This is a genomic window from Agromyces sp. GQ35 (genome assembly GCF_059758475.1).
In genome coordinates this window covers 31,137-55,873 of record NZ_JCAXEO010000001.1, presented here as the reverse complement: position 1 = coordinate 55,873, position 24,737 = coordinate 31,137, and the positions used below count along the sequence as shown (strand labels likewise).

Sequence of the window (24,737 nt, the reverse complement as noted above, 5' to 3'; positions counted from 1 at the left end):
CCATCGCCGTTCGTCGCGGTCTGGGCGGAGGGCGCGGTGCGCAGTGCGCAGTGCGCCTCAGCGCAGGAACAGCCGGGCGTTCGCCTGCTCGGCATCGGAGTACTGCACGGCGGCGACGCCGAGCGCGCGATTGAGGCCGGAAAGGCTCTCTTCGACCTGCAGCTGCGTCGCGCGCCAGTCGGCCACGGCGCCCTGGAACGCCGCAGAGGCCTGGCCCGACCACGAGGATTGCAGCCCCGTGAGCTGGCCCAGCAACGACGCGACCTCTGACTGGATGCGCCCGATCGTGCCCTGTACGGTCTGGGTCGCTGCGGACACCTGCTCGGCGTCGACCTGGTAGACGGCCATCTCGGCCCCTTTCGTTCGGTGTGCTGCTCACGCTATGAGTGCCCGAGGGCACCGAAGCACCCAGCCCGGCGCAGTTGTGCGCGGCAGCCGTCGTCTGTCGCCTGTCGAGGCGGAGTGGCCGTGGCGGGACCGGCCTGGCGTCAGTCGGTGCCGACGCGCTGCGGCGCGGCAGGCGATCCGGCCAAGGGGAGTGAGACGCGGAACGTCGCTCCACCGCCCGGTGTCTCGACGACGTCGACGGTCCCGTTGTGCGCTGCGACGATCGACGACACGATGGCGAGCCCGAGGCCGGAGCCGCCCGTCTCCCGCGTGCGCGAGGTGTCGGCGCGCCAGAACCGCTGGAAGATCTTCTCGCGGATCTGCGGCGGGATGCCTTCACCGTGGTCGACGACCTCGATCATGGCACGCTCGGTGGAGTCGTCGACCGAGATGCGGATCTCGATGGGACTCTCGGGCGCGGTGAACCGGATCGCGTTGCCCATCAGGTTCGTGATGACCTGACGGATCTTGTTCTCCTCGACCAGCACCACCGTGCGTCGCACGGGCTTCTGCTGGGTCTCGACCGCGGCGGTGCTCGCGGTCGTCGGGGCGGTCGTCGCTGCCGACGCACGGGCGGCACGCTTCGAGGCGGATGTCCCGGAGCCGCCCTTCGTGGAGGCCTTCTTGCCGCTCGTGGTGCCGCCGGCCTCGGTGCGAGGGCGACGTCCGCGCAACCGGGCGAGCGTGGCACCCGCGAACGAGATCGGTCCGGTGACGGTGCCGGCGCGATCGGGAGCCGGCTCGAGTTCGACTTCGAGGTCGGGTGCCGGCGCTCCCGTGGTGTCCGGGGTGCTGAGCTCTTCGGGGGCGATCACCGTGACCACGCGCGCGGGGTGCGCCGCCATGGTGTCGAGGGCGGCGTCACGGGCGAGCGGCACCAGATCGACCTCGGCGAGTTCGAGGGGCTTCGCCTCGTCGAGTCGAGCGAGGGCGAGAAGGTCTTCGACCAGGCCGCCCATGCGGATGGCCTCCTTCTCGATGCGTTCCATCGCCTGCCCGACCTCTTCGGGCGACTGCAACGCGCCCATGCGATACAGCTCGGCGTAGCCCCGCACCGACACGAGCGGGGTGCGGAGCTCGTGCGAGGCGTCCCCGACGAAGCGTCGCATCTGGTCGATCGTGCGAGCGCGATCGCGGAAGGCGCGGTCGATGCGGTTGAGCATCGTGTTGAGCGACCGGTTCAGCCGCCCGACCTCGGTGTTCGGCGTCGCGCCGCCGAGCCGCTGGCTGAAGTCGCCGTCGGCGATCGCCGACGCGGTTCGTTCGACCTCGCGGAGTGGCATGAAGGTCGTGGTGACGAGCATGCGGGTCAGGAGGGCGCCGACGAGCACGACGCCGAATCCGAAGCCGAGGAAGATCGTGAGGTACACCGCGAGCAACTGCTCGGTGTCCTTCGAGGAGACGGCGATGATGATCGGCGCGTAGTTGCCCTGCTGGTCGGCGGTCATGATCGCGGCGACGGCGCGGAAGGTCGGGTTGCCGGCGGAGTCGTGCAACGCGAACACCTCGTAGCCGGTGGCGTTCTTGGCGTTCACGAGCGCGGCGGTCAGGTACTCGGGGAACTCGGGTACCTCCGAGCGTTCGCGATTGTGCCAATTGTGCTTCTCGAACGTGCCGGTCTCCTCGTCGTAGACGGCGACGAAGACATCGAGATCGGACCGGAAGGTGAGGTCGTTGAGGTCGGTCTTGTCGCTCGGCGCGTCACCCTCGTCGGTGAAGTACTTGCGCAGATCGCCCGAGGCGATCGCCTCGAGCTTCTCCTTCGTCTGGTCTTCGACGTACGAGCGCAGCATCGCCGCGGTGCCGATGCCGGAGACCAGCAGCCCGAGCGTCAGCATGAGCACGGTGACACCCGTGATCTTGGTGCGCAGCGAGATGCGGTTCCACCGCTCGGAGATCTGATTCATGGCGGGCCGAGTCTAGGCGGCGAAGCCTGAGTCAGGGCTTGGAGGACTTCAGCATGTAGCCGAATCCGCGCTTGGTCTGGATCAGCGGCTCCGCGGAGTGCTGGTCGAGCTTTCGGCGCAGGTAGGAGATGTAGCTCTCCACGATGCCGGCGTCGCCGTTGAAGTCGTACTCCCACACGTGATCGAGGATCTGCGCCTTCGACAGCACCCGGTTCGGGTTCAGCATGAGGTAGCGCAACAGCTTGAACTCGGTGGGCGAGAGCTCGACCGGCACGTCGCCGACGAGCACCTCGTGCGTGTCCTGGTCCATGGTGAGCTCGCCGGTGCGGATCACGGCATCTTCTTCGGCGTGCATCGTGCGCCGAAGGATCGCCTTGATGCGCGCGACGATCTCGTCGAGGCTGAACGGCTTCGTGACGTAGTCGTCGCCGCCGACGGTGAGGCCGGTGATCTTGTCTTCGGTGTCGTCTTTCGCGGTGAGGAAGAGGATCGGAGCGGTGTAGCCGGCCGACCGCAGTCGCTTGGTGACGCCGAAGCCGTTCATGTCGGGCAGCATCACGTCGAGGATGATGAGGTCGGGCTCTTCCTCGAGCACCGCGGAGATGGTCTGCGCGCCGTTGCCGACCGCTCGCACGGCGAACCCGGCGAAGCGCAGGCTGGTGGTGAGGAGATCGCGGATGTTGGGCTCGTCATCGACGATCAGAATGCGTGGTCCGTCGCTCATGTGACAATTCTCTGCGCATTGGCTGGAACTTTCCTGAACATACTTCGAGGGCCGCGCAACTCTGGTCCACGCGCCGTGCGCGTTGGCCGCCTCGAAGCGAGCGTGGAAGACTCGGCACCATGGCGAATCGCAACCAGGTGATCCGGCGGATCGGCCCGCGTGAATTCGACTTCGCTCGCGAGGTCGCCGTCATGGCGATCGTGAATCGCACGCCCGATTCGTTCTACGACCGGGGCCGCACCGAGGCGCTCGACGCGGCGGTCGACGCGGCCACCCATGCGATCGATCAGGGCGCCGACTGGATCGACGTCGGCGGCGCGAAGTTCGCGCCGGGCCCGCCGATCCCGCCCTCCGAAGAGATCGGCCGTGTCGTGCCGGTCGTCGAGGCGCTCGCCGCATCGGGTGCGGTGATCTCGGTCGACACCTTCCACCCCGAGGTCGCCCGCGCCGCCATCGCCGCGGGGGCGCACGTCGTGAACGACACGACCGGCATCCACGATCCGTCGATGGCCGACGTCGTCGCAGAGACCGGTGCGACGATCGTGGTCACGCACAGCCTCGCGAAGCCGCGCACGCCGTACCCATCGCCGCGGTACGGCGATGTCGTGGCCGAGGTGTCGGCCTTCCTCGCCGAGCGCGTCGCCCTGGCTGAGTCGCGAGGCGTGGCATCCGATCGCATCATCGTCGACCCGGGACACGACCTGAACAAGCACACGCTGCATTCGCTCGAGCTGACCCGACGGCTCGGTGAGATCACGAGCCTCGGGTACCCGACACTGGTCGCCCTCTCGAACAAGGACTTCGTCGGGGAGAGCCTCGGCCGTCCGCGCGAACAGCGCATCGAGGGGTCGATCGCCGCCGCCGTCTACTGCGTGATGCAGGGCGCCCGCATCGTGCGCGTGCACAACGTGCGCGAGACCGTCGATGCGATGCGCATGGTCGAGGCCATCGAGGGCTGGCGCGAGCCGGTCTTCCTGGAGCACAACCGATGAACGCGGGGGAGGCCGTGCTCGATCGCGACGAGCTGCTCGCTGCCTACGCGCCCGCCGACCGCGGCTCGCGGCTGGTGCGCATGAACTTCGTCTCGAGCCTCGACGGCGCTGCCACCCTCGATGGACGCAGCGGCGGCCTGGGCGATGCCGACGACCGGCTCGCGATGCAGGTGCTGCGCACCCTGGCCGACGTCGTACTGGTCGGCGCGGGAACGGTGCGCACCGAGGGATACGGCGGTCTCGCCGTCGGCGAAGCGGATGTCGCGTGGCGGGTCGCCCACGGACTGCCGCCGCAGCCGCGGGTCGCCGTGGTCTCCTCCTCGCTCGGACTCGACCCCGACGGTGCCTTCTTCACGAACGCGGTCGCACGCCCGATCGTCGTGACGCACGCGGCGGCTCCGGACGCGCGGCGGGATGCGCTCGAGCGGGTCGCCGACGTCGTCGTGGTCGGCGAGCAGCAGGTCGACGCACGCGCCCTGCTCGACCGCTTCGCCGATCAGGGGCTGCGACAGGTGCTCTGCGAGGGCGGGCCGCACCTGTTCGGCTCGCTGCTCGACGCGGACCTCGTGGACGAGCTCTGCCTCTCGCTCAGCCCGTTGCTGGTCGCGGGTACGGCGGGCCGCATCGTGCGCGGAACTCCCGAACTGCAGAGGCGGATGCGTCTCGTGCACGCGATTCCGGCGGGTGATCTGCTGCTGCTGCGGTACGTGCGCGGCTGAGGGCGGGAGTCACGTTCTCGAATCTGCCGAGCACGCGTGAAGCGACTTCGTCCATTCACGCTCCTGCTCCGCCTTTCGTGACCTGGCGCGTCGCTTCGCGCCGCGCCGGGTCACGCAGCTTCGAGCGAGTGCGCGTCGAGGATCGTGTAGCTGTAGCCCTGCTCGGCGAGGAAGCGCTGACGGTTCTGGGCGAAGTCCTGATCGACCGTGTCGCGGGCGACGAGCGTGTAGAAGTTCGCGCTGAGGCCCGACTCCTTCGGCCGCAGGAGCCGGCCGAGGCGCTGCGCCTCCTCCTGCCGCGAACCGAACGATCCCGACACCTGGATCGCCACGGTCGCCTCGGGAAGGTCGACCGAGAAGTTCGCGACCTTCGACACCACGAGCACCGGCGTGCGCCCGTCGCGGAACTCCTGGAACAGTCGTTCGCGCTCGTCGACGGGTGTCGCGCCCGTCAGCTGCGGGGCGTCGAGCGCCAGTGCGAGCTCATCGATCTGGTCGAGGTACTGACCGATCACGAGGATGCGCTCGCCGGCGTGCTTGGCCACGAGCTCTTTCACGACGCCGAGCTTGGCGGGCGCGGTCGCAGCGAGCCGGTAGCGCTCGTCGTCGGCGGATGCCGCGTAGCTGAGTCGTTCGGATTGCGGCAGGTCGATGCGCACCTCGTAGCAGGCCGCGGGGGAGATGTAGCCCTGCGCTTCGATCTCCTTCCACGGTGCGTCGAACCGTTTCGGGCCGATGAGGCTGAAGACGTCGCCTTCGCGGCCGTCTTCGCGCACGAGCGTGGCGGTGAGGCCGAGCCGGCGGCGGGCCTGCAACTCGGCGGTGAGCTTGAAGACGGGCGCAGGCAGCAGGTGCACCTCGTCGTACACCACGAGGCCCCAGTCGAGGGCGTCGAGGAGCGCCAGGTGGGCGTACTCGCCCTTCCGCTTCGCCGTGAGGATCTGGTACGTCGCGATGGTGACGGGCTTGACCTCCTTCACCTGCCCCGAGTACTCGCCGATCTCGTCGGCGGTCAGCGAGGTGCGCCGCAGCAGCTCGTCGCGCCACTGCCTGGCCGAGACGGTGTTGGTCACGAGGATGAGCGTCGTGGTCTTCGCGGTCGCCATCGCACCGGCACCGACGAGGGTCTTGCCGGCGCCGCACGGCAGCACGACGACGCCCGAGCCGCCCTCGAAGAAATTGTCGATGGCCTTCTGCTGGTAGTCGCGCAGGTGCCAGTCGGCCTGGTCGAGGTCGATCTGGTGCGGAGTGCCGGGCGTGTAGCCGGCGAGGTCCTCGGCGGGCCAGCCGAGCTTCACGAGCTCTTGCTTGAGTGCGCCCCGCGCCCACGCCGCGACGAGGAAGCTCCGGTCGTCGATGCGCTCGGCGAGCAGCGGTGCGATGCGCTTCGCGGAGGCCACTTCGGTGAGCACGGCGACATCGTCGCTGTGCAGGCGCAGCGCGCCGTCGTCGGTGCGGTCGACCACGAGGCGGCCGTATCGGCCGACCGTCTCGCGCATGTCGACGGCGACGGTCTGGGGCACCGGGAACTTCGCATATCGCTCGAGCGTCGCGAGCATGTCTGCCGCGTCGTGGCCGGCGGCCCTCGCGTTCCAGAGGCCGAGCCGCGTGATGCGGTAGGTGTGCACGTGTTCGGGCGCGCGTTCGAGCTCGGCGAACACGGCGAGGTCGTGGCGCGCGTCTTCGGCGAGCGGGTGTGCGACCTCGAGGAGGACGGTTCGGTCGCTCTGCACGATGAGTGGGCCGTCTGACATAGCGGTCGAGTCTACGCCCGGTTGATGGGAAGGCGTCCGAGCCGGTCGCTCCGAACGTTGCAGCCGACTCCTGCCGCGGGCTGGAAGCGCTCCGATGACCGCTCGAAACGCTCAGGCTCCGGCGGGCGCCGGCGACACCGCGGCGATCGCCGACAGCGGCAGCGTGCGTTCGATGTCGGCCTTTCGGTCGCGGGCGCGCAGGCGCCCGTTCGCGACGCTCGCCGGCGCGAGGAGATAGTCGGCGGTATCGCCACCCGGCATGCGCACCGTGACCGTGAGCGTCTCCTTCGCGCGCGCCGCCGCCTCGAGCTGTCGTGCGAGCCAAGCCTGCTCGGTCGCCCCCGCTTCGCCCTCGGCGAGCACGAGATCGAGCAGCGCCTCGATCGGATCGGGCTTCGGTGCGGGATCGGGAACGTGGGCGAGGTGGTGACGCCGCAGCCGGATGATGTTGCCGGCCGAGTCTTCGGCCGCCACGGGATAGCGGGCGTCGGAGAGTGCCCAGAACACGACTTCGGGCGCGAACCGGGAGAGGAGGCGGTGCGGGCCGGTCTGCCGCAGGCCGACGGCGGCGAGCGACTGGTCGACGGCGAGCGTGCGCACGAGTTGCTCGTCATCGGAGCGGATCGCCGATCGTGCCGGGGCATCCGCTTCATCGGCGACCGCGACACGAAGCGAACCGAACCTCGCCGCGGCTTCGCCCACGAGATAGGCCAGCGGCTGCGGGATTCCCGTGAGCGAGAGCCGCCGCAGGAAGTCGAGGATCGAGTCCGCGGTCTCGCCGGCGGCGAGGCCCCGATTCACGGATGCCGCGCTGACGCGATAGGTCGAGGCGAGGTCGCGACCTTCGACATCGGCGAAGCTGCGAAGGCGTGCGTCGAGCGACGGTTCCAGCGGCCCGGGCGAGACGATCGAGAGGTCGTGCTGCAGGTAGACCTTCTCGACCTGCGAGGGGAAATGCGCGGCGAGCCGGGCGGCGGCCTGGTCGAAGTCACCGGCCAGCACGAGCAGCGCGGTCGGAGCGGGTTCGCCGGCGACGGCGAGTCCGAGCGCCTCTGCCTCGTCGATGAGTCGTTCGAGCCCGTCGTCGAGCCATCGTCCGCCGGCGGGGTAGAACCAGCGCACGTCGTCGCGCAGCGTGCTCGCGGTGAGCGACTCGCTGCGCCGGGTCACGAGCTCGCGCAGCGCTTCGGGGATGCGGTCTCGCCAGCACTCCGCGAGACGTCGCCACCGACCCTCTGCCGATTGCAGCGACCAGGTCGCGCCTCGTTCCGACTCCAGCCAGAACGCGCCCTCGCGCACCACGAGGCCGGCCTCGTCCGCCCGGTGGAAGAGGCGCGGCAGCGCATCGAGGGCGGTGCCGCTCGCCTCGGCGAGGCGTTTCGAGTCGGGCAGAGCGAGGCCTCCCTTCGCGAGTTCGCGAGCGGGTTGCGTGCCGAGCGACGCGAGCACCTCTGCGGTCGCCGCGACCGTTGCGTACGCCGTCTCGGCGGCACGCCGATCGAGGATGGTGCGGTCGACGCGGTCGCTCGCGACGAGCACCGGCGGTGCCGGTGACGCCAGCTCGGCTGCGGTCGGCAGTTCGTCGCCGAGCCGCGGCGCCACGCGGGCGATGACCCCGCTCGGCACGTGCACGCGATCGTCGTCGCGCACGACGAGCAGGAGGTCGGTGAGTGCGTCGAGCAGTTCGCCCGTGGCGTCGGACAGTTCGGCGGACGCCGCGTGCCGCACCAGCGCGCCCTGCACCGCTGCGACCGTGGTGTCGCCGCCGGCAGCGAGGTCGACCGCGGTCACGAGCACGGCGAGTCGCCGTCGGTCGAGGCGGCTCACCGCATGATCGATCGAATCCGGTGCGAGCACCGCCTCGGCGAGATCGAAGAGGTCGCGCACGGCCGAGGGGTCGAAGTCGCGCGAGTGCAGCGCTGCTGCGAGAGAGTCTCGCGACAGCCCGCGGAGTCGTGCGGCGAGTTCGAGCATCGTCTCCGGTCAGCTCGATCCGGCTCGCGAGGAGCGGGCGCGACGCACGCCGTTGACGATGAGCAGCGCGATGAGCAGCAGGAAGGCGATCGGCAGCCCGAACCACGGCAGCATCGTCACGACCGCCCAGAGACCGGTGCCCATCTCTTCTCGGGTCACACCCGAGAAGGTGCCGATCATCACGGCGAAGAAGCAGATGATCGACAAGCCGACGACTGCGGCGAACATATAGGCGAGGACGCGCTCAGCGCGATTGTCGGTGATGGTGCCGGAATCGCTCACACGTCCAGAATAGGCCAGGCGGCCCGTTCTCGGGTGCCCCGAGGCCTAGACTGGGCGGTGGATGGCGCAGCGTTTCAGCGCGCCTGCAGACATGAGCGAGGTTCACACGATGCCCACCGGCAAGGTCAAGTTCTACGACGAGGAGAAGGGATTCGGCTTCATCAGCTCCGATGACGGCCAAGAGGTCTTCCTCCATGCATCCGCTCTTCCCGCCGGCGCGACCGTGCGTGCGGGCAGCCGTCTCGAGTTCGGTGTCGCCGAGGGCAAGCGCGGCGCGCAAGCGCTCTCGGTGCGCGTGCTCGACGCGCCCGTGAGCCTCACGAAGATCAACCGCAAGCCCGCCGACGACATGGCGATCATCGTCGAAGACGTCGTGAAGGTGCTCGACGGCATCGGCGCCGATCTGCGGCGCGGTCGCTACCCCGAGAAGTCGAAGGCACGCACCGTCGCCGCGGTGCTGCGCAAGGTGGCAGACGATCTGGATGCCTGAGCCGACCGATTCCGAGAACACGCCCGTCGTCGTCCCCGACGAGGTGCTGTTGTCGTCGGTGGATCTCGCGAGGCGAGCGCTGCTCGAGGTGACCGCGCCCGAGACCGTCGGTTCGGTCGTCGGGCACATCGTCGAGGGCGAGCACGTGCTCACCCTGCTCTTCGCGTCCGACCTCGGCGGCTACCCCGGGTGGCGCTGGAGCGTCACGCTGTCACGGGTCGACGCCGACGCCGCACCGACGGTGCTCGAGACCGAGCTCATGCCCGGGGAGTCCGCCCTGCTCGCTCCCGACTGGGTGCCCTGGTCGGAACGCCTCGCCGACTACCGGGCGGCGCAAGACGTGCTCGCCGCCGCGGCGGGTGAGCCCGCGGAGTCCGACGACGAACTCGACGACGACGACGCCGACGACGAAGGCCTCGACGACGAGCTCGACGACGATGAGCTCGACGACGACGAGCTCGACGGTGACGATCACGACGATCACGGTGACGATGAGTTCGACGGCATCGACATCGACGCACTCGACCAGTCGGGCGCCGACACCGCGGAAGCGGGCTCAGGCGACGTCGCCGATGAGGGCACCGACGACGATCAGCTCCGTGGACGCTCCGTCGACTGAGTCGACCGCTTGCGGATCACCTGCACCGAGACGAGGCCGATCAAGCCCACGACGATGCCGGTGATCGCGGCGCCCGCGAACCACCAGAGACCCGACGACTCCAGCGTCTCTCGGGCGACGAAACAGGCGACGAGCGCCACGAGCCATCCGATGGTGCCCGCGAGCACGGCCTTTCGGGCATCGGCTCGTGCCGGCACCGGGTCGGGGCGCCGTTCATCATCGCTGAGCCAGAACCTCACGCGGTCAGCCGATCTGCGACAGCACGTAGTCGATCGAGGCCGTGAGCGCCCTGACGTCGTCGGGTTCGATCGCGGTGAAGGTCGCGACCCGCAACTGGTTGCGGCCGAGCTTGCGGTAGGGCTCGGTGTCGACGATGCCGTTGGCGCGGAGCACTGAGGCGAGCGCCGCGGCATCCGTCGACTCGTCGAAGTCGATCGTGACGACCACTTGGGAGCGGTGAGCGGGGTTCGCGACGAACGGGGTGGCGATCGAGGTGCGCTCAGCCCAGTCGTAGAGCACCGAGGATGACTCGCGAGTTCGGGCATCGGCCCAGGAGAGGCCACCCGACCGGTTCATCCACTCCAGCTGGTTCTCGAGCAGCAGGAGCGTCGCGAGCGCCGGCGTGTTCAGGGTCTGGTCGAGCCGGGAGTTGTCGACCGCGTTCTTCAGCGAGAGGAACTCGGGAATGTAGCGGCCGCTCGCGGCGACGCGCTCGACGCGCTCGATCGCCGCGGGGGAGAGCAGCGCGAACCAGATGCCGCCGTCGGACGCGAAGTTCTTCTGCGGGGCGAAGTAGTAGACGTCGAACTGCGTGGGGTCGACATGGATGCCGCCCGCAGCGCTCGTGGCGTCGATGACGGTCAGCGCGCCGTCGTCGCCGGCGACGCGGGCCACCGGGGCCATCACGCCGGTCGACGTCTCGTTCTGCGGCCACGCATACACGTCGATGCCGTCGAGCGCTGCCGGCTCGGCCCGCGAACCCGGATCGGCCTTTCGGACATCGGGTGCTTCGAGCCACGGTGCGGCCGCGGCTGCGGCGAACTTGGCACCGAACTCGCCGAATGAGGCCAGCTGCGCCCGCTGCTCGATGAGGCCGAACGCCGCGGCATCCCAGAACGCCGTCGAACCGCCGTTGCCGAGGACGACCTCGTAGCCGTCGGGGAGGGAGAAGAGCTCGCCGAGTCCGCTGCGCACCCGGCCCACGAGCTGCTTCACCGGGGCCTGCCGGTGCGAGGTTCCGAGCACGGCGGGGCCGAGCTCCGCGAGGTGCGCGAGCTGCTCGGGGCGAACCTTGGAGGGTCCGCAGCCGAAGCGTCCGTCGACGGGCAGCAGGTCACTGGGAATCACGATGCTCGGCATGCGACGAGTCTAGCGATCGGGCGGCGCCCGGTAGGCTGGACGACGGGCTGTGACAACGGGAGGATGGCGCGTGACCGACTTGATCGACACAACGGAGATGTATCTCCGCACGATCCTCGATCTCGAGGAGGAGAACATCGTGCCGTTGCGGGCGCGCATCTCCGAGCGGCTCGGTCACTCCGGTCCCACCGTCTCGCAGACCGTGGCCCGCATGGAGCGCGACGGACTCGTCGTCGTATCTGGCGACCGGCATCTCGAACTCACCGCCGACGGTCGCTCGAAGGCGGTGCACGTCATGCGCAAGCACCGACTCGCCGAACGGCTGCTCGCCGACGTGATCGGCCTCGAGTGGGAGTTCGTGCACGACGAGGCATGCCGCTGGGAGCATGTGATGAGCGAGCAGGTCGAACGCCGCCTCATCGAGATCCTCGGCAGCCCACGCGAGTCGCCCTACGGCAATCCGATCCCGGGCCTCGAAGAACTCGGACTCCCCGCCAGTGATGCCTTCATGACCGGAGTCGTCAACGTCGTCGAGGCGGTCGACGCCAGTGACGCTCCGGTGCGCGGCATCGTTCGCCGCCTCGGCGAACCGGTGCAGTTCGACCCCGAACTCCTCGCGCAGATGCGGCAGGCGGGGGTCATGCCCGGCGCCATGGCGTCGTTCAGCCGCGCCGGCGGCTACGTGCTCGTCGAGGTCGACGGCGTCGACGGCGGACTCGAGCTGCCGAGCGAGGTCGCGAGTCATCTCTTCATCGCTGAATGAGCGGCTTTCGGGCCGCGCCGTAACCAGAATGTGACATTCGAGCACTCGTCGCGTAGTCTCTTTCGAGTCCGCCGGCACGAAGCCAGTCGGAGGACCAGGGTCGAGACGCCTCCCAAGCCCACCGCTCGATCAAGTACCCGTAAGCGCCATCGCGCGCATCCGGTGGGGTGACATCTGATGTCGTGGGGCGACGGAGGTACACGTTTTGGCTCGATTCTCCCGGCGTCGTCTGACCAGGAACCATGCCCGCGGGGCAGCTACGAAGGCGATCATCGCCGCGAAGGCTCCCGTTTCCCCCAGCTCCACGCAGCCCGATGCGGCCGCTCGCGTCGCGTCGTCGACGTTGCCGTCGACCCGCCGGCTGCGCCGTGGCCGGCTCGCGAACGTGCTCGTGATGACGGTCGCCGCCGGCATCGTGGGCACCCTCGCCATTCCCGCGTATGCGTTCGCTCCCGGCTCGGCCGGCCCGCAGTACGCGGAGACCGACCTCACGAAGCTCACGAAGGCCGAAGCCCAGTCGGTCGAGGTGACCGACGACGTCATCGCCGCACCGGTGACGAAAGACGGCTACGCCGCCGTCTCCGGCGCTGAGATCCAAGCGGCAGCCGAGGCCGCTGCGGCAGCGGAGGCCGCCCGCGTGGCCGCCGAGTCGGCCATGACCTCGTATGCGGCCTCCTACTCGGGCCCGTCGGTCGGTGACTTCCTCGCCAACCCGCCGTACCCGAACTTCGATCTCGCGAGCGTCTACAACGTCGCGACGCAGTACATCGGCACGCCCTACGTCTACGGCGGCGCCACCCCGGCCGGCTTCGACTGCTCGGGCTTCGTGATGTACGTCTACGCCCAGTTCGGCGTGGGCATGCCGCACTCCTCGGCGGGGCAGGGCGCCATGGGCACTCGTATCTCCGAGGCCGACGCGCAGCCCGGCGACCTCGTCATCATGCCCGGTCACGATGGCTTCTACGCCGGAAACGGCATGATCCTCCACGCGCCGTACGAAGGGGCATCCGTTCGTGTCCAGCCCATCTGGACGAGCGACTACTACATCGTGCGCATCGGCATCTGATCGATGAACATCGCGTGACACGACACGTGAATGGCGCGCCGGAAGTTCCCGGCGCGCCATTCGTGTTCTAACCTGAGATCCTGACGATCCGAGAAACCGGGCAGGGGAAGCCGATGGTCACGTCGCGCAGCATCCATTCCACGGATGCCCGCGCGCTCTTCGACCAACGGCGTAGTAGTCAATCGAGCACGAACCGGGCGCACGCCCCGACGGGCACTGTCATCACGACGGTGCCCGTTCTCTGTTCTCCGGGCAGCTCGAGCCGCCGGCTGCCGGCGCTGCCCACCCTGCACCGATCCCTCGGAACGCCGATCCGTTCACGCTGCTGGAAGCCATCCAGCACCGATCGAAAGGCACTCCATGCGCACACTCGTGCTCAACGCGGGCTATGAGCCGCTCGCCATCGTCTCGTTCAAGCGAGCGCTGCTCCTCGTCATGAATCACAAGGCCACCGTCATCCAGCACGAAGAGGGCAACCCGGTGTGCGCCGCAAGCGGAGCGTGGCAGCGGCCCAGCGTGATCCTCCTGACCCGCTACGTGCGGGCGCCACGGCTGAGCCAGGCGCCCGTGAGCCGGCGCGGAGTGCTCCGCCGCGATGATCACCAGTGCGCGTACTGCGGTCGCGCGGCGGCAACCATCGACCACGTGCTGCCGCGATCGCGCGGAGGGCGCGACACGTGGGAGAACCTCGTCGCCTGCTGCCTGCGCTGCAACAACACGAAGAGCGATCGCACGCCCGCCGAGATGGGCTGGCAGCTCCGCTTCACGCCTGCGCGCCCGAACGGCCGCAATTGGGTGGCGCGCGGCTTCGAGCGGCCGTTGCCGCAGTGGCACGAGTACCTCGCAACGGCGGCCTGATCGAATCGTGACAAAGGCATGGCGAGTGCCCTATGGTGGTACGAGTCCGGCGTCCCTGAGATCGCCGACACCCGAGAAGCCACTCCGCTCCGGGCTGCACCGCGGCCTCCGAGCGGTGCCCGGAGGTCCAGCTGTTGAACGGTGACGAGACGAACGACGCGCACGAGCGCCCGCGCTCCGAGCGTCGGGCGGCGGGCCACGGCCGAGGTCGGCGAGGCGCTGCAACGGAGTCGGGCCGGTCGAAGCGAGCCAGGGCCCTGTTCGGAGCCAGAGCGGATGCCGCGGCATCCGTCACCGTCGACTCGAATCCCGCTCCGGCAGCCGCCGACCTCGCGGCGACCGTCGCGCGCGCGCCGCGTGCGACGCGTCGCAACGGGCCGATGCGCGTCTTCGCGACCGTGCTCGTGGTGCCCGCCATCGTCGGCACCGTCGCGCTGCCTGCGTACGCGTTCATGCCGGGCGGCGAGACCTTCGCCGCATCCGGCGCCTTCAACCTGACGAAGGCCGAGGCGCAAGACGTCGAGGTCTCCTCGCTCGCCAGCGGTGCCCCGCTCTCCGCCGAGGGCTACGCCGTCACCTCGAAGGCCGAGATCGAGGCGGCCCGTCTCGATCAGGAGGCGGCCGACAAGGCGGCGTGGGCCGCGAACCTCGCTTCGCGCGGCAGCGGCAGTTACGCGGTCCACACGGTCAAGGCCGAGGGCGACGACTACCCCTGGTGGGACCAGACTCCCGACGACTTCGGCGGAGGGCTCTCGCCGCTGCGGTATTACTACCGCGAGTGCGTCGACTTCGTCGCCTGGCGCATGAACCGTGACGCCGGAGTCACGAGCGCTCCGTGGAAATGGGATTGGGGCAACCTCGCGTCGGGCAGTGCGCATGCGTGGGCCGATGAGTGGGCGAGCCGCGGCTGGCCGACGTCGAGTGAACCCGTCGTGGGGGCCGTCGCCTGGTTCCCGTACAATCACGTGGCCTACGTGCAGTCCATCAACGGCGACGGCTCGGTCAACATCGAGGAGTACAACCAGAACTCCGACCACTCGTACCACCGCCGCACCATTCCGGCGGGGTCGGCGCTGTACCTCTACCCACCCGCCTGAGTGAACCCGCCGGTCGAGTAAGCCCGTCAGGGCCGTATCGAGGCTTTTACACCCGCGCCAGGCACGCCGGTGCGGGTGTCTCGACCACTCCGACGACGTCGATCGGCGCGCCGTCGACATCGAGCGCGACGACCGCGATGGAGTCCGACGCCTGATCGGCCACGAGCGCGAACCGCTCGTCGTGCGTCACGTTCAGGTCACGCGGATGCCGCCCGCCGGTCTTCACCGTCGCGACGAGCTCGAGCGTGCGGGCCGCAGCGTCGAAACGCAGGCCGCGCAGTGCATCGGCGTCGCGGTCGCCGATGAGCACGATACCGCCGCGTGTCAGGCGGATCGCCGAGCAACCGAGACCTCGGGGCTCGACGTCGTCGCCGATCGAGAACCAGGCGACCTCGCGGCCATCGACGAGGTCGACGATGCTCGCCGTGCGGTCGAGTTCGTTGGCCGTGATCGCGAGGTCGCCCGCGATCACGAGGTGGCGCGGCCCAGCGCCGCCGTGCATCGTGATGTCCCGCGCTTCGTCGTGGCCGATCGACTCGGGCAGTGCGTCGAGCGGGAGCACCCGCACCCGGTCGGCGCCGAGGTCCGGCACGAGCAGGCGGTTCCTCGCGGAATCGATCACGGCCTGGTGCGGGTGGGCGGATTCCTGGCGTACGCGATTCGGGCCGCTGCCGGTGAAGTCGACCGCGATCACGACGTCGGCCGAGACGTCGGGGGCCGAGGGGTGCACCGAGAGCCGGGCGCCGGAGTAGTTCGCAGCGAAGATGACGCCACCCGACTCGTCGAAGGCGAGATGGCACGGCCCCGACACTCCGGTGGTCCCCGGATGACCGAAGGCCGCGAGGTCATCGCCCTCGATGGTCCACGTCGAGACGCTGCCCTCGTCGAGCTCGTGCACGACACCGAGCACGCCGGTGACGGGGGAGACGGCGAGGAACATCGGGTTCGGTCCGACGTCGACGGGTTCGCCGAGCGCCGCGGAGCCATCGGCGGCGACATCCAACGGACGGATGCCTCGCGCAGCCGACCCCAGCGCGCCGGTGGTGGCTGCGCCGACCCAGAACCTGGTGCTCGTCGACTCGCTCATGCTGCCCCGTTCTGCGGCCGCGCCGCCGTTCACCACGGCGCACGCGCGCCGCAGAACACGCTACCGCGAGCCGGGTAGACTCTCTTGCGGTCAGCCTCTGTAGCTCAATGGAAGAGCAGTTCCGTCCTAAGGAAAGGGTTGGGGGTTCGAGTCCCTCCAGGGGCACCACGGTGCTCCGGTCTCCGCGTGAGCGCGACGATGGCGGGAGCCGGGCGAAGCCCCGCCACCCGCCATCCGTCGCGGTTCAGTGGATCGCTGTGCGCCTCACGCCGAGGCGGCCTCCCACACGAAGCCGTCGGGGTCGGTGAACGGCCCGGTGCTGCCGGCGATCGCGATGCGGTGCGACCCCGCGCCGTCGGCCTCGACGCCGGCGTCCTTCGCGAGCGCACGGCGCTTGTAGAGGCCGAGCTTGAGGGCGCTGGCCGCTGAAGCGAACTCCACGTAGCTGCCGAAGCTCTTGCCGACGGTGAAGCCGTGGTCGACGTAGAACCGCTTGCTGGCTCCGACGTCTTCGGCGCCGAGCAGGAGCGCGATCTGGTCGATGCGACGGGTCGCGGGGCCGGTCTCCTTCTTCGCCGAGGTCGCGACCTTCCAGATCGTGCCGTCGGGGGCCTGGAGGCTGCCGCCGTACCCCCACATCGACTTCTCGACGGGCTTCAGCGGGGTCGCACCGGCGGCGATCGCGGCGTCGAACAGGCTGCTGACGGTCGAGGGCTGGGCGACGATGAGCGAGAGGGTGAAGCCGCGGAATCCCGTCGACGGGGCATCCGCTGCACGTGCACGAATACGGTCGTCGAGCCCGAAGGCGGCGATGATGCGCTCGGCGGCGGCAACGTCGGCGGCCTCGAGCGTGACGGAATCGATGGTGGTCTGAGCGGTGAGTGTGTTCATGCAGATGACGCTATTCGCGGGCCGTGCACCCGTGCTTCTTCGATACTGCTCGATGCCCGGATACCCCGCTCAGCTGCCGAGCAACCCGCGGATGTCGTCGGCCGTGAGCGTCTCGCTGAAGAGCTCGCCGTCGTCCATGAGCGAGGAGACGAGTTTCGCCTTGCGCGCCTTCAGCGCCATGACCTTCTCTTCGATGGTGCCCTCGGCGACCATGCGGTAGACGTTCACGGGTTTCGACTGGCCGATGCGGTGCGCCCGGTCGACGGCTTGCGCCTCGCTCGCCGGGTTCCACCACGGGTCGAGCAGGAACACGTAGTCGGCCTCGGTGAGGTTCAGGCCGAACCCGCCGGCCTTCAGGCTGATCAGGAACACGGGCGCGTCGCCCTCGCGGAACGTCGCGATGACCTCGGCCCGACGCGTCGTCGATCCGTCGAGGTAGGCGTACGGCACGCCCGCGGCCTCGAGCCGTGCCGCTGCCAGCTGCAGGAATGAGGTGAACTGGCTGAACACGATCGCCCGGTGCCCCTCGGCGACGACCTCGTCGAGCTGGTCGAAGAGCGCGTCGAGCTTCGCCGACGGCACCTCCGCGTATTGCTCGGGGTCGATGAGCCCGGCGTGCAGGCTGAGCATGCGCAACAGCGTGAGCGAGCGGAACACGGTGAACCGGTTGCGGTCGAGGTCGTCGATGAGACCGAGCAGCTTCTGCCGCTCGAGCTGCAGGAAGGCGTCGTAGATGCGCTGGTGTTCGGCATCGAGCGAGACGGTCAGCACCTGCTCCTGCTTCGGCGGCAGCTCCGGTGCCACGACTTCCTTCGTGCGGCGCAACATGAACGGTCGGATGCGCCGTCGCAAGGTCGCGAGACGTTCGGCGTTGTGGTCATTCTCGATCGGCCGGGCGAAGCGCTCGGCGAACCCGCGGCCTGAGGGAAACAGTCCGGGCGCGACGATCTTCAGCAGCGCCCACAGCTCCATCAGGTTGTTCTCGACGGGTGTGCCGGTCACGGCGAGCCTGAAGGGGGCACGGATGTCGCGGGCTGCGGCATTCGCCTTCGACGACGCGTTCTTCACGAACTGCGCCTCGTCGAGCACGAGCCCCGCCCACTCGAGGCCCGCGAACTCGGGAGCATCGAGACGGAGGATCGCATAGCTCGTCACGACGATGTCGGCTCGCGCCGCGACATCCGCGAGTCGGGTGCGACTGGCCGCGCGAGTGGCGGTGACCGATTCGACGCGGAGTCCCGGCACGAAGCGCGCGGCCTCGGTGGCCCAGTTCGAGACCACGGATGTGGGCGCAACGACGAGAAAGGGTCTGCGCGCGGCCTCATCGGTCGTCTCGTGCACGTGCGCCATGAGGGCGAGCGTCTGCGCGGTCTTGCCGAGGCCCATGTCGTCGGCGAGGATGCCGCCGAGCCCGTGCTGGTAGAGGAACGCGAGCCAGCGGTAGCCGGCGAGTTGGTAGGGCCGCAGCTCCATCGCGAGCCCGGCCGGGGGCGGGATCTCTTCGACCCGGTCGGCCGCCCGCAGACCCGCCACGGTCTCGCGCCAGGCCACTGCGGTCTCCGACTCGTCGGCGAGGTCTTCGAACTCCGCCCAGAGGCTCGTCTGGTAACGGCTGATGCGCAGCCCGACCTCCCACTCGCGCAGCGACCCCGCCTCTTCGATGAGCTCGCGCAGCGGATCGAACACGGGCTGCTTGAGCGAGAGGTAGCTGCCGTCGATCAGCATCAGCTTCGCCCGGCCCTTGGCGAGCGCGCTGAACAGCGGGCCGAACGGCACTCGCTTGCCCTCGACGGTCACGACGACGCCGAGGTCGAACCAGTCGGTGCGCTCGCTCTCGACGGTCGTGACCGTCAGCTTCGGCGCTTCGACGAGCTCTCGATACGCCGGGGGATCGCCGATCACCTCGACGCGCAGGCGGTCGAGCTCCTGCAGGCGGGGCAGCAGCCGGGCGGCGAACTCGGCGCTCGCAAGGCCGCGGAGCGTCGCCTCGGCGCGAAGCCTCGGCTCGGTTCCGGGCGACACCGCCGGCAGTCCGGCCGGATCGTCGGCGAGCACGGCGGCAGCGGATGTCGCGACGAGCCGTTCACGCTCGGCGTCGTGGAATTCGGCAGCGGGCGCGTCGAGGGCGAATCGTCGCCCGCCGTCGGCCTGCCAGTGCCATTCGAGCCGGACGGTGTGGTGCGGTTCGTGATGCATCGTGAGCACGAGTGTCGCGGGCGGCAACTCGGGCAGTGCGAAGCTGCCGTCGCCGCTCCCGAGCCGCAACGATCGCGCCAGCGGGGCGTACTGCTCCTCGATGAAGGCGGGCACCTCGCTCGACGGCACCACGATCGGGGCGCGACGCCGCACCGTCGCTCGTCCTGCGGCCGTCAGCGGTGCCGCGAGCGGCGCGAGCGTGATCGTGCCGCGAGCGAAGTCGTAGGCGTAGACGCCGTGATCGCCGATGAGCCGCACCTGCTCTGCCGGGTAGGCGAGCTCACCGACGGTGACGGACGGGGTGAGCACGAGGTCGGCGTCGGCAGCGGAGTCGGGCTCGGCACGCCGGGCGTCCAGTCCGATGACCGCGGCACCGGCGACGTCGACGACCGCGCGCGCCGTTCCCCCGACGAGGGCGATGCCGAGACGGGGCGCGGCCTCGAGCAAGGCCCACAGCGTGCGGCTCTCGTACTCGTCGAGCGAAATCCATGCGGAGCCGAACTCGGCGAACGCCGAATGGCGAGCGCCCTTGAGAAGCGAGAACTCGGCGAACCAACGCGCCTGCGCCGGATCGAACCCGCCGGCGTGACCCTGGAACCCGATGTTCTGCCACGTGAGGCTGCCCTTGATCCAGCCGCCGCGGGCGCCGCGGGTCACCGGGCGCACCGCGAGCCGATCAACGGATGCCGCAGATGACGCCGGCTCATCGCGGGCGGACTGACGTCCGCTGCCGCGACGAGCGATGCGCTCGCGCAGCTCGAACTGCAGGGCGAGCGGTTGGCGTGGCGCAGCGTCATCCGATTCGCCGCCGGAACCGCCGCTGCTCCCGGCGAGCGCCGCGAGTTCTCCTCGCCACCCCGCCGCAGCGGCGGTCACGGCATCGCGCGAAGCGGACTCGGCCGCGTCGGCCAGTGCGCGCCGGTTCTGCTCCGCGGCGGCGAGCAGCATGGCGGCCACGTGCTTGCAGTTTCGCCCGACCGGGCAGGTGCAGGAACCGGTGAGGATCGTCGTACGCCCCGGCATGCCGAGGTCGAGCTTCGCGCTCGATCGGTACGGCTCGGCCGCAGTGCCGCGCACGTCGGCGCTCAGCCGGAACTGCGCCGGGTCCCAGGTGAGTGAGACCACGGCTCCGGCTCGTGCCGCCGTGCGGCCCCGGCTGAGGTTCAGCGGACCGACGAACCTCGCGATCGCGAGCTCCTCCACGAACGGGTACGTGTCGACGGGCATCCTTCAATCGTCGCACCCCGCGACGACATGGATGCACATGCGACGTCGTCGGTACCGCCCGCAAGAGCCAGGGCCTGTGGATGCGAGACGGCTGTTCGGCCTCAGCTGCTGTCCGTACCCGCCGGGTGGGTCGCTGCGGCCGCCCGGATGCGCGCGATGCGTCGAGCCGCCCAGCTCCCGCTGATCGGGCCCAACACGATCAGCGACGCCCACGCGTATCGCGCCCAGTCGGCACCGAACAGGTAGGCGATCGGGATGGAGGCGAGGAACACCGCCGGCGTCGTCAGCGTGTCGATGAACTTGATCGTGTCGGCTCGGCGCGGCAGCGGGTCGCGCAGGACGCCGTCGCGACGGGCGACGAAGAACACCGCGGCCTGGGCGAGCACGGCGATGCTGATGTTCACGGCGTAGATCGAGACGGCGAGCGGCTGATCGGCCGTCTCCGCGTCGCTGATGCCCTGCGTCGAGAACGGGATGAGCACGACGAACGCGATCGCCACGAGGTTCGCGGTGATGGTCGCCGGCGTGATCGCACTGAACCCGCCGACGATGCGGTGATTCGCCCGCCAGAACACGGCGATCACCGCGAAGCTGATGCCGAACCCGAGGAGCTGCCAGCCGAGGCCGCTGTCTGCGAGCGTCGCGAAGCTCGACCACTCCGCAGCAGCCGGCGGGTCGATGTTCACGACGAGGAGGGTCAGCGCGATCGCGTAGATCGCATCGAGAAAGGCGAAGGTGCGCGCGAACTCGACGCTGTCGCGTTCGTATCGCCGCGCCTCTTCCACTGCTGTGGCCACGGCAGGATTCTGCGGCACGGCGAGCTGCGCGGGCGTCCGACCCGCCGAGAGTTCTCGACGGGCCCGGATCTCAGTACCAGTCGACCGAGTGCATCCAGCCGGCGATGTAGGCGCGCTCGTTCTCGCCGAGGCGAACGCCGAAGCGCGGAGCGTGCCCCGGATCCAGCTCGCAGAGCTCGTAGATGCGGCGGACGACGACCGCGCGCAGCGGGGCGTCGACGTTCTCGAGCACCTCTCGTTGCAGGGGGCGCTCCAGCATCGGCCACCAGAGTCCGATCGGCGGCATGCCATGGCTGTGGCGGCCGCGCTCGTCGCGGGCCGGTTCATCGAGGATCGAGCTCATTGTGCCGGCTCCTCTGAAGTACGGCCGGTCTCAGGATCGCGCACGACGAGATGTTCGTCGGCGTCGGCATGTTCCTCGGCGTGCTGGTGCTGCTCGGCGGCATCGACGGCTTCGTCGAGTTGGTCCTCCGGACTGGAATCGGTCGGGGATCGGTCGCTCATCGGTATTCTCCTCGGTCGCGTCGGCCACGCCTGTGGGGCCGCCATCATCGAAGCTACGTGTGCGCGGTGCCGAGTGATAGGGATTGACTTTGCCGCAGCGCGTGCTACTCGGCGAGCTGCGTCAGCTCGATGGTCAGCCGAGCACGTCATCGAGGTCGTACGCGACAGGCCGCTCGATCTGCTCGAAGGTGCACGAGCGCGGTTCGCGGTCGGGACGCCACCGTTCGAACTGCGCAGTATGCCGGAAACGGTCGCCCTCGAGCTGATCGAATCGCACCTCGGCGACGAGCTCGGGGCGCAGCTGTACGAACGAGACGTCGCGCCCCGAGGAGAACCGGCTGCGCTCGGTCTCGCCGGTGACGGCGCCGCCGTCGGCGCCACGCTCGACGTACGGCTCGAGTTCGTCGATGAGCTCGAGCCGTCGCGCATTGCTGAACGCCGACATGCCGCCCACGTTCCGCAGGCGACCCTCGTCGTCGTACAGGCCGAGCAGGATCGAGCCGACGCCCGTGCCGGACTTGTGCACGCGATAGCCGAGCGCGACCACGTCGGCCGTGCGGTGGTGCTTCGCCTTCAGCATCACGCGCTTGCCGGGTGCGTACGGTGCAGTCAGCGGCTTGGCGACGACCCCGTCGAGGCCCGCTCCCTCGAACTCCTCGAGCCAGCGTCGGGCGACCACGACATCCGTCGTGATGCGTGTGAGTCGAATCGGGTCGCCGAGCTCGCCGACCAGTCGCTCGAGCGCCGCTCGCCGTTCGGAGAACGGCTCGGCGAGGAGCGAGCGCCCGTCGTGCTCGAGCAGGTCGAACGCGACGAACATCGCGGGGGTCTCGCGGGCGAGCAGGTCGACCCGGCTCGCAGCGGGGTGGATGCGCTGCGTGAGCGCCTCCCAGTCGAGCCGCGCCTGCCCGGTGCGTGCAGTGGAGATCACGATCTCTCCGTCGAGCACGCACGGCCCGGGCAGCAGCCGAGCGAACGCCTCGACGAGCTCGGGGAAATAGCGTGTGAGCGGCTTCGCGCCGCGGCTGCCGATCTCGACGCGCTCGCCGTCGTACACGACGATGCCGCGGAAGCCGTCCCATTTCGGCTCGTAGGCGAGACCGCCCGGCACCGAGTCGGGCTCGGGCACGGTGGGCACCGCTTTCGCGAGCATGGGGGCGACGATCTCGTTGGGCGCCATGCCGACAACGATATGGCCGGATGCTTCCGCAGGCGAGGGCGGCGCTCGGATCACGGCCCCGACAGCGATATGGCCGGATGCTTCCGCAGGCGAGGGCGGCGCTCAGATCACCGCACGGAGCCCCGCCGAGAGCGCGGTGTGGTGCTCGAATACCAGGTTCGTCTCGGTGAGGGCGACGGCCGGGTTCGCCGAGAGGTTCTTCAACACGAACTGCCGCACGTGATCGCTGTCGCGCACGCGCACGTGGATGAGGAAGTCCTCGGAGCCGCCGAGGAAGAAGAGCTGGGCGACCTCGGGCTGCGTGCGCAGTTCGTCGGAGATCTGTTCCATGAGATGGCGCGCGCCCGGCCGTATTCGAACGCTCACGAGCGCCTGCAGGTGATAGCCGAGTGCTGCTGGATCGATCTCCGCGGTGTATCGCACGATGACGCCGCGCTCACGCAGCGACCGCACCCTGGCGAGGCAGGTCGACGGCGAGACACCGACCGCCCGCGCGAGATCGATGTTCGGAATGCGGGCGTTCTCGTGCAGACGGGCGATGATCTGGCGATCGATCGCGTCGAGCACGACCGGAGTGTGATCCACGCCGGGTGCGCTGATCTGCGGTGCGTCGGTCATCGAGACATCCTTCATTCGAATGAGTGCTGCGAATATCGCGACTATACCGAATTCTGTGCGGTTGATCTTTCGGAGAGGCGAATAAGCGGCGAAAATGATCGCGCACATCACTACGACATTCGAACACAGCCATCGGAGCAACCCATGCACATCGGCGTGCCCGCAGAGATCAAGAACAACGAATTCCGCGTCGCCATGACGCCCGCGGGAGTGCACGCCCTCGCCGGGCGCGGCCACTCCGTGGCGATCCAGGCCGGCGCCGGTATCGGGGCCGGCTACCTCGACGCCGAGTACGCCGAGGCCGGAGCGACGATCGTCGCGACCGCCGACGAGGCGTGGTCGGCCGAGCTCGTGCTGAAGGTGAAGGAGCCGATCGCCGCCGAGTACGGCTTCCTCCGCGACGACCTCACGCTCTTCACCTACCTGCACCTCGCGGCCGACCTGCCGCTGACCCGGGCGATCCTCGATTCGGGCGTCACCGCGATCGCCTACGAGACCGTGCAGCTGGCCGACCGCTCACTGCCGCTGCTCACGCCCATGAGTGAGGTCGCCGGGCGGCTCGCGCCTCAGGTCGGCGCCGCCGAGCTGCTCGCGTCGCGTGGTGGGCGCGGAGTGCTGATGGCCGGCGTGCCGGGCACCTCGCCCGCGAAGGTCGTCGTGATCGGCGGCGGTGTCGCCGGTGAGCAGGCCGCCGCGACCGCGCTCGGTCTCGGCGCCGACGTCACGGTGTTCGACATCTCGCTGCCCAAGTTGCGCGAGATCGACGCCCGCTACGACCACCGCATCCACACGCTCGCATCCTCCCCGTACGAGATCGCCCGCCAGCTGAAAGACGCCGATCTCGTCGTCGGCGCCGTGCTCGTGCCCGGAGCTGCCGCCCCCAAGGTGGTCAGTGACGAGATGGTCGCGGCGATGAAGCCGGGATCGGTGCTCGTGGACATCGCGATCGACCAGGGCGGGTGCTTCGAGGGCTCGCGCCCCACGACGCACGCCGAGCCGACGTTCCGCGTGCACGACGCGATCTTCTACTGCGTCGCCAACATGCCGGGCGCGGTGCCCGCGACGTCGACGCCGGCCCTCACGAATGCCACCCTGCCGTACACGCTGAAGATCGCCGATCTCGGCTGGGAGGCCGCGCTCGCGGCGGACCCCGCGCTCGCGAAGGGCCTCAACGCCACCGGGGGGCGTCTCGCGAACGAGGGCGTCGCTGCCGCGCACGGCCTCGAGCTCGCCCTGCACTGACCGT

At 69.5% G+C, this 24,737-nt stretch carries 25 protein-coding genes and 1 tRNA gene; 10 read left to right on the top strand and 16 right to left on the bottom strand.

What is annotated here, in order from left to right; genetic code table 11:
• Window positions 1-57: 57 nt before the first annotated feature.
• The 3 genes from AC6CH0_RS00275 to AC6CH0_RS00265 form a co-directional block, all read right to left on the bottom strand.
• Window positions 58-348, bottom strand: coding sequence for a WXG100 family type VII secretion target (locus AC6CH0_RS00275; protein ID WP_498097457.1), 291 nt, complete (start codon window positions 346-348; stop codon window positions 58-60).
• A 140-nt stretch (window positions 349-488) separates the two neighbouring features.
• A complete protein-coding gene (locus AC6CH0_RS00270) occupies window positions 489-2,294 on the bottom strand; it encodes a sensor histidine kinase (RefSeq protein ID WP_498097455.1) in 1,806 nt (601 codons plus the stop codon).
• 31 nt (window positions 2,295-2,325) lie between these two features.
• Window positions 2,326-3,018, bottom strand: a complete 693-nt coding sequence (locus AC6CH0_RS00265) for a response regulator transcription factor (RefSeq protein ID WP_022894322.1) — start codon at window positions 3,016-3,018, stop codon at window positions 2,326-2,328.
• 119 nt (window positions 3,019-3,137) lie between these two features.
• Here AC6CH0_RS00265 and folP point away from each other — a divergent pair, with 119 nt between their 5' ends.
• Both folP and AC6CH0_RS00255 read left to right on the top strand, forming a co-directional pair.
• Window positions 3,138-4,010 (top strand): dihydropteroate synthase, encoded by an 873-nt coding sequence (folP, locus tag AC6CH0_RS00260; RefSeq protein WP_498097453.1) that lies wholly within the window; start codon window positions 3,138-3,140, stop codon window positions 4,008-4,010.
• Window positions 4,007-4,729, top strand: a complete 723-nt coding sequence (locus tag AC6CH0_RS00255) for a pyrimidine reductase family protein (RefSeq protein ID WP_498097451.1) — start codon at window positions 4,007-4,009, stop codon at window positions 4,727-4,729. The genes folP and AC6CH0_RS00255 overlap by 4 nt, the downstream gene beginning before the upstream one ends.
• A 110-nt stretch (window positions 4,730-4,839) precedes the next feature.
• On the opposite strand, the gene AC6CH0_RS00250 is transcribed toward AC6CH0_RS00255, so the two are convergent.
• The 3 genes from AC6CH0_RS00250 to AC6CH0_RS00240 form a co-directional block, all read right to left on the bottom strand.
• The gene (locus AC6CH0_RS00250; protein WP_498097449.1) at window positions 4,840-6,483 is read right to left on the bottom strand and encodes a DNA repair helicase XPB; all 1,644 of its coding nucleotides are present in this window, start codon (window positions 6,481-6,483) and stop codon (window positions 4,840-4,842) included.
• 111 nt (window positions 6,484-6,594) lie between these two features.
• Window positions 6,595-8,457, bottom strand: coding sequence for a helicase-associated domain-containing protein (locus AC6CH0_RS00245; protein ID WP_498097447.1), 1,863 nt, complete (start codon window positions 8,455-8,457; stop codon window positions 6,595-6,597).
• A 9-nt stretch (window positions 8,458-8,466) separates the two neighbouring features.
• Window positions 8,467-8,739 carry a multidrug ABC transporter ATPase gene (locus tag AC6CH0_RS00240; RefSeq protein ID WP_498097445.1) on the bottom strand — a complete coding sequence of 91 codons (273 nt, stop codon included), beginning with the start codon at window positions 8,737-8,739 and terminating at the stop codon, window positions 8,467-8,469.
• Window positions 8,740-8,848: 109 nt separating this feature from the next.
• On the opposite strand from AC6CH0_RS00240, the gene AC6CH0_RS00235 reads away from it, so the two are divergent.
• Both AC6CH0_RS00235 and AC6CH0_RS00230 read left to right on the top strand, forming a co-directional pair.
• Window positions 8,849-9,229, top strand: coding sequence for a cold-shock protein (locus AC6CH0_RS00235; RefSeq protein WP_108931706.1), 381 nt, complete (start codon window positions 8,849-8,851; stop codon window positions 9,227-9,229).
• Window positions 9,222-9,848, top strand: coding sequence for a DUF3027 domain-containing protein (locus tag AC6CH0_RS00230; RefSeq protein WP_498097443.1), 627 nt, complete (start codon window positions 9,222-9,224; stop codon window positions 9,846-9,848). Before AC6CH0_RS00235 ends, AC6CH0_RS00230 begins: the two co-directional genes overlap by 8 nt.
• Here the strand turns inward: AC6CH0_RS00230 and AC6CH0_RS00225 are convergent.
• The gene (locus tag AC6CH0_RS00225) at window positions 9,821-10,087 is read right to left on the bottom strand and encodes a DUF2530 domain-containing protein (RefSeq protein WP_498097441.1); all 267 of its coding nucleotides are present in this window, start codon (window positions 10,085-10,087) and stop codon (window positions 9,821-9,823) included. The genes AC6CH0_RS00230 and AC6CH0_RS00225 overlap by 28 nt on opposite strands.
• 4 nt (window positions 10,088-10,091) lie before the next feature.
• Window positions 10,092-11,207 carry a phosphoserine transaminase gene (serC, locus tag AC6CH0_RS00220; protein WP_498097439.1) on the bottom strand — a complete coding sequence of 372 codons (1,116 nt, stop codon included), beginning with the start codon at window positions 11,205-11,207 and terminating at the stop codon, window positions 10,092-10,094.
• Between the two features lie 70 nt (window positions 11,208-11,277).
• On the opposite strand from serC, the gene AC6CH0_RS00215 reads away from it, so the two are divergent.
• From AC6CH0_RS00215 to AC6CH0_RS00200, 4 genes are all read left to right on the top strand, one after another.
• Window positions 11,278-11,970 carry an iron-dependent transcriptional repressor DtxR gene (locus AC6CH0_RS00215; RefSeq protein WP_498097437.1) on the top strand — a complete coding sequence of 231 codons (693 nt, stop codon included), beginning with the start codon at window positions 11,278-11,280 and terminating at the stop codon, window positions 11,968-11,970.
• Window positions 11,971-12,175: 205 nt separating this feature from the next.
• Window positions 12,176-13,036 (top strand): C40 family peptidase, encoded by an 861-nt coding sequence (locus AC6CH0_RS00210; protein ID WP_498097435.1) that lies wholly within the window; start codon window positions 12,176-12,178, stop codon window positions 13,034-13,036.
• Window positions 13,037-13,396: 360 nt separating this feature from the next.
• Window positions 13,397-13,894: an HNH endonuclease gene (locus tag AC6CH0_RS00205; RefSeq protein WP_498097433.1), complete on the top strand. Its 498-nt coding sequence runs from the start codon at window positions 13,397-13,399 to the stop codon at window positions 13,892-13,894.
• 134 nt (window positions 13,895-14,028) lie between these two features.
• A complete protein-coding gene (locus tag AC6CH0_RS00200) occupies window positions 14,029-14,991 on the top strand; it encodes a CHAP domain-containing protein (RefSeq protein WP_498097431.1) in 963 nt (320 codons plus the stop codon).
• A gap of 46 nt (window positions 14,992-15,037) precedes the next feature.
• On the opposite strand, the gene AC6CH0_RS00195 is transcribed toward AC6CH0_RS00200, so the two are convergent.
• Window positions 15,038-16,078: a lactonase family protein gene (locus AC6CH0_RS00195; protein ID WP_498097429.1), complete on the bottom strand. Its 1,041-nt coding sequence runs from the start codon at window positions 16,076-16,078 to the stop codon at window positions 15,038-15,040.
• A gap of 93 nt (window positions 16,079-16,171) precedes the next feature.
• Between AC6CH0_RS00195 and AC6CH0_RS00190 the strand changes: the two genes are divergently transcribed.
• Window positions 16,172-16,246, top strand: a tRNA-Arg gene (locus AC6CH0_RS00190).
• A 96-nt stretch (window positions 16,247-16,342) separates the two neighbouring features.
• Here AC6CH0_RS00190 and AC6CH0_RS00185 read toward each other — a convergent pair.
• From AC6CH0_RS00185 to AC6CH0_RS00155, 7 genes are all read right to left on the bottom strand, one after another.
• Window positions 16,343-16,969: a glyoxalase gene (locus tag AC6CH0_RS00185; RefSeq protein WP_498097427.1), complete on the bottom strand. Its 627-nt coding sequence runs from the start codon at window positions 16,967-16,969 to the stop codon at window positions 16,343-16,345.
• A gap of 69 nt (window positions 16,970-17,038) precedes the next feature.
• Entirely contained in the window at window positions 17,039-20,392 is a 3,354-nt protein-coding gene (locus AC6CH0_RS00180; RefSeq protein WP_498097425.1) for a DEAD/DEAH box helicase, read from the bottom strand.
• Window positions 20,393-20,493: 101 nt separating this feature from the next.
• Entirely contained in the window at window positions 20,494-21,189 is a 696-nt protein-coding gene (locus AC6CH0_RS00175) for a TMEM175 family protein (protein ID WP_498097423.1), read from the bottom strand.
• 70 nt (window positions 21,190-21,259) lie between these two features.
• The gene (locus AC6CH0_RS00170) at window positions 21,260-21,532 is read right to left on the bottom strand and encodes a hypothetical protein (RefSeq protein ID WP_498097421.1); all 273 of its coding nucleotides are present in this window, start codon (window positions 21,530-21,532) and stop codon (window positions 21,260-21,262) included.
• Window positions 21,529-21,693, bottom strand: coding sequence for a hypothetical protein (locus AC6CH0_RS00165; protein ID WP_498097419.1), 165 nt, complete (start codon window positions 21,691-21,693; stop codon window positions 21,529-21,531). The genes AC6CH0_RS00170 and AC6CH0_RS00165 overlap by 4 nt, the downstream gene beginning before the upstream one ends.
• Window positions 21,694-21,826: 133 nt before the next feature.
• Window positions 21,827-22,873 carry an ATP-dependent DNA ligase gene (locus AC6CH0_RS00160; RefSeq protein WP_498097417.1) on the bottom strand — a complete coding sequence of 349 codons (1,047 nt, stop codon included), beginning with the start codon at window positions 22,871-22,873 and terminating at the stop codon, window positions 21,827-21,829.
• Window positions 22,874-22,975: 102 nt separating this feature from the next.
• Window positions 22,976-23,491, bottom strand: a complete 516-nt coding sequence (locus tag AC6CH0_RS00155; protein ID WP_498097415.1) for an Lrp/AsnC family transcriptional regulator — start codon at window positions 23,489-23,491, stop codon at window positions 22,976-22,978.
• Between the two features lie 144 nt (window positions 23,492-23,635).
• Here AC6CH0_RS00155 and ald point away from each other — a divergent pair, with 144 nt between their 5' ends.
• Window positions 23,636-24,733, top strand: coding sequence for an alanine dehydrogenase (gene ald / locus AC6CH0_RS00150; RefSeq protein ID WP_498097413.1), 1,098 nt, complete (start codon window positions 23,636-23,638; stop codon window positions 24,731-24,733).
• Window positions 24,734-24,737: the final 4 nt, after the last annotated feature.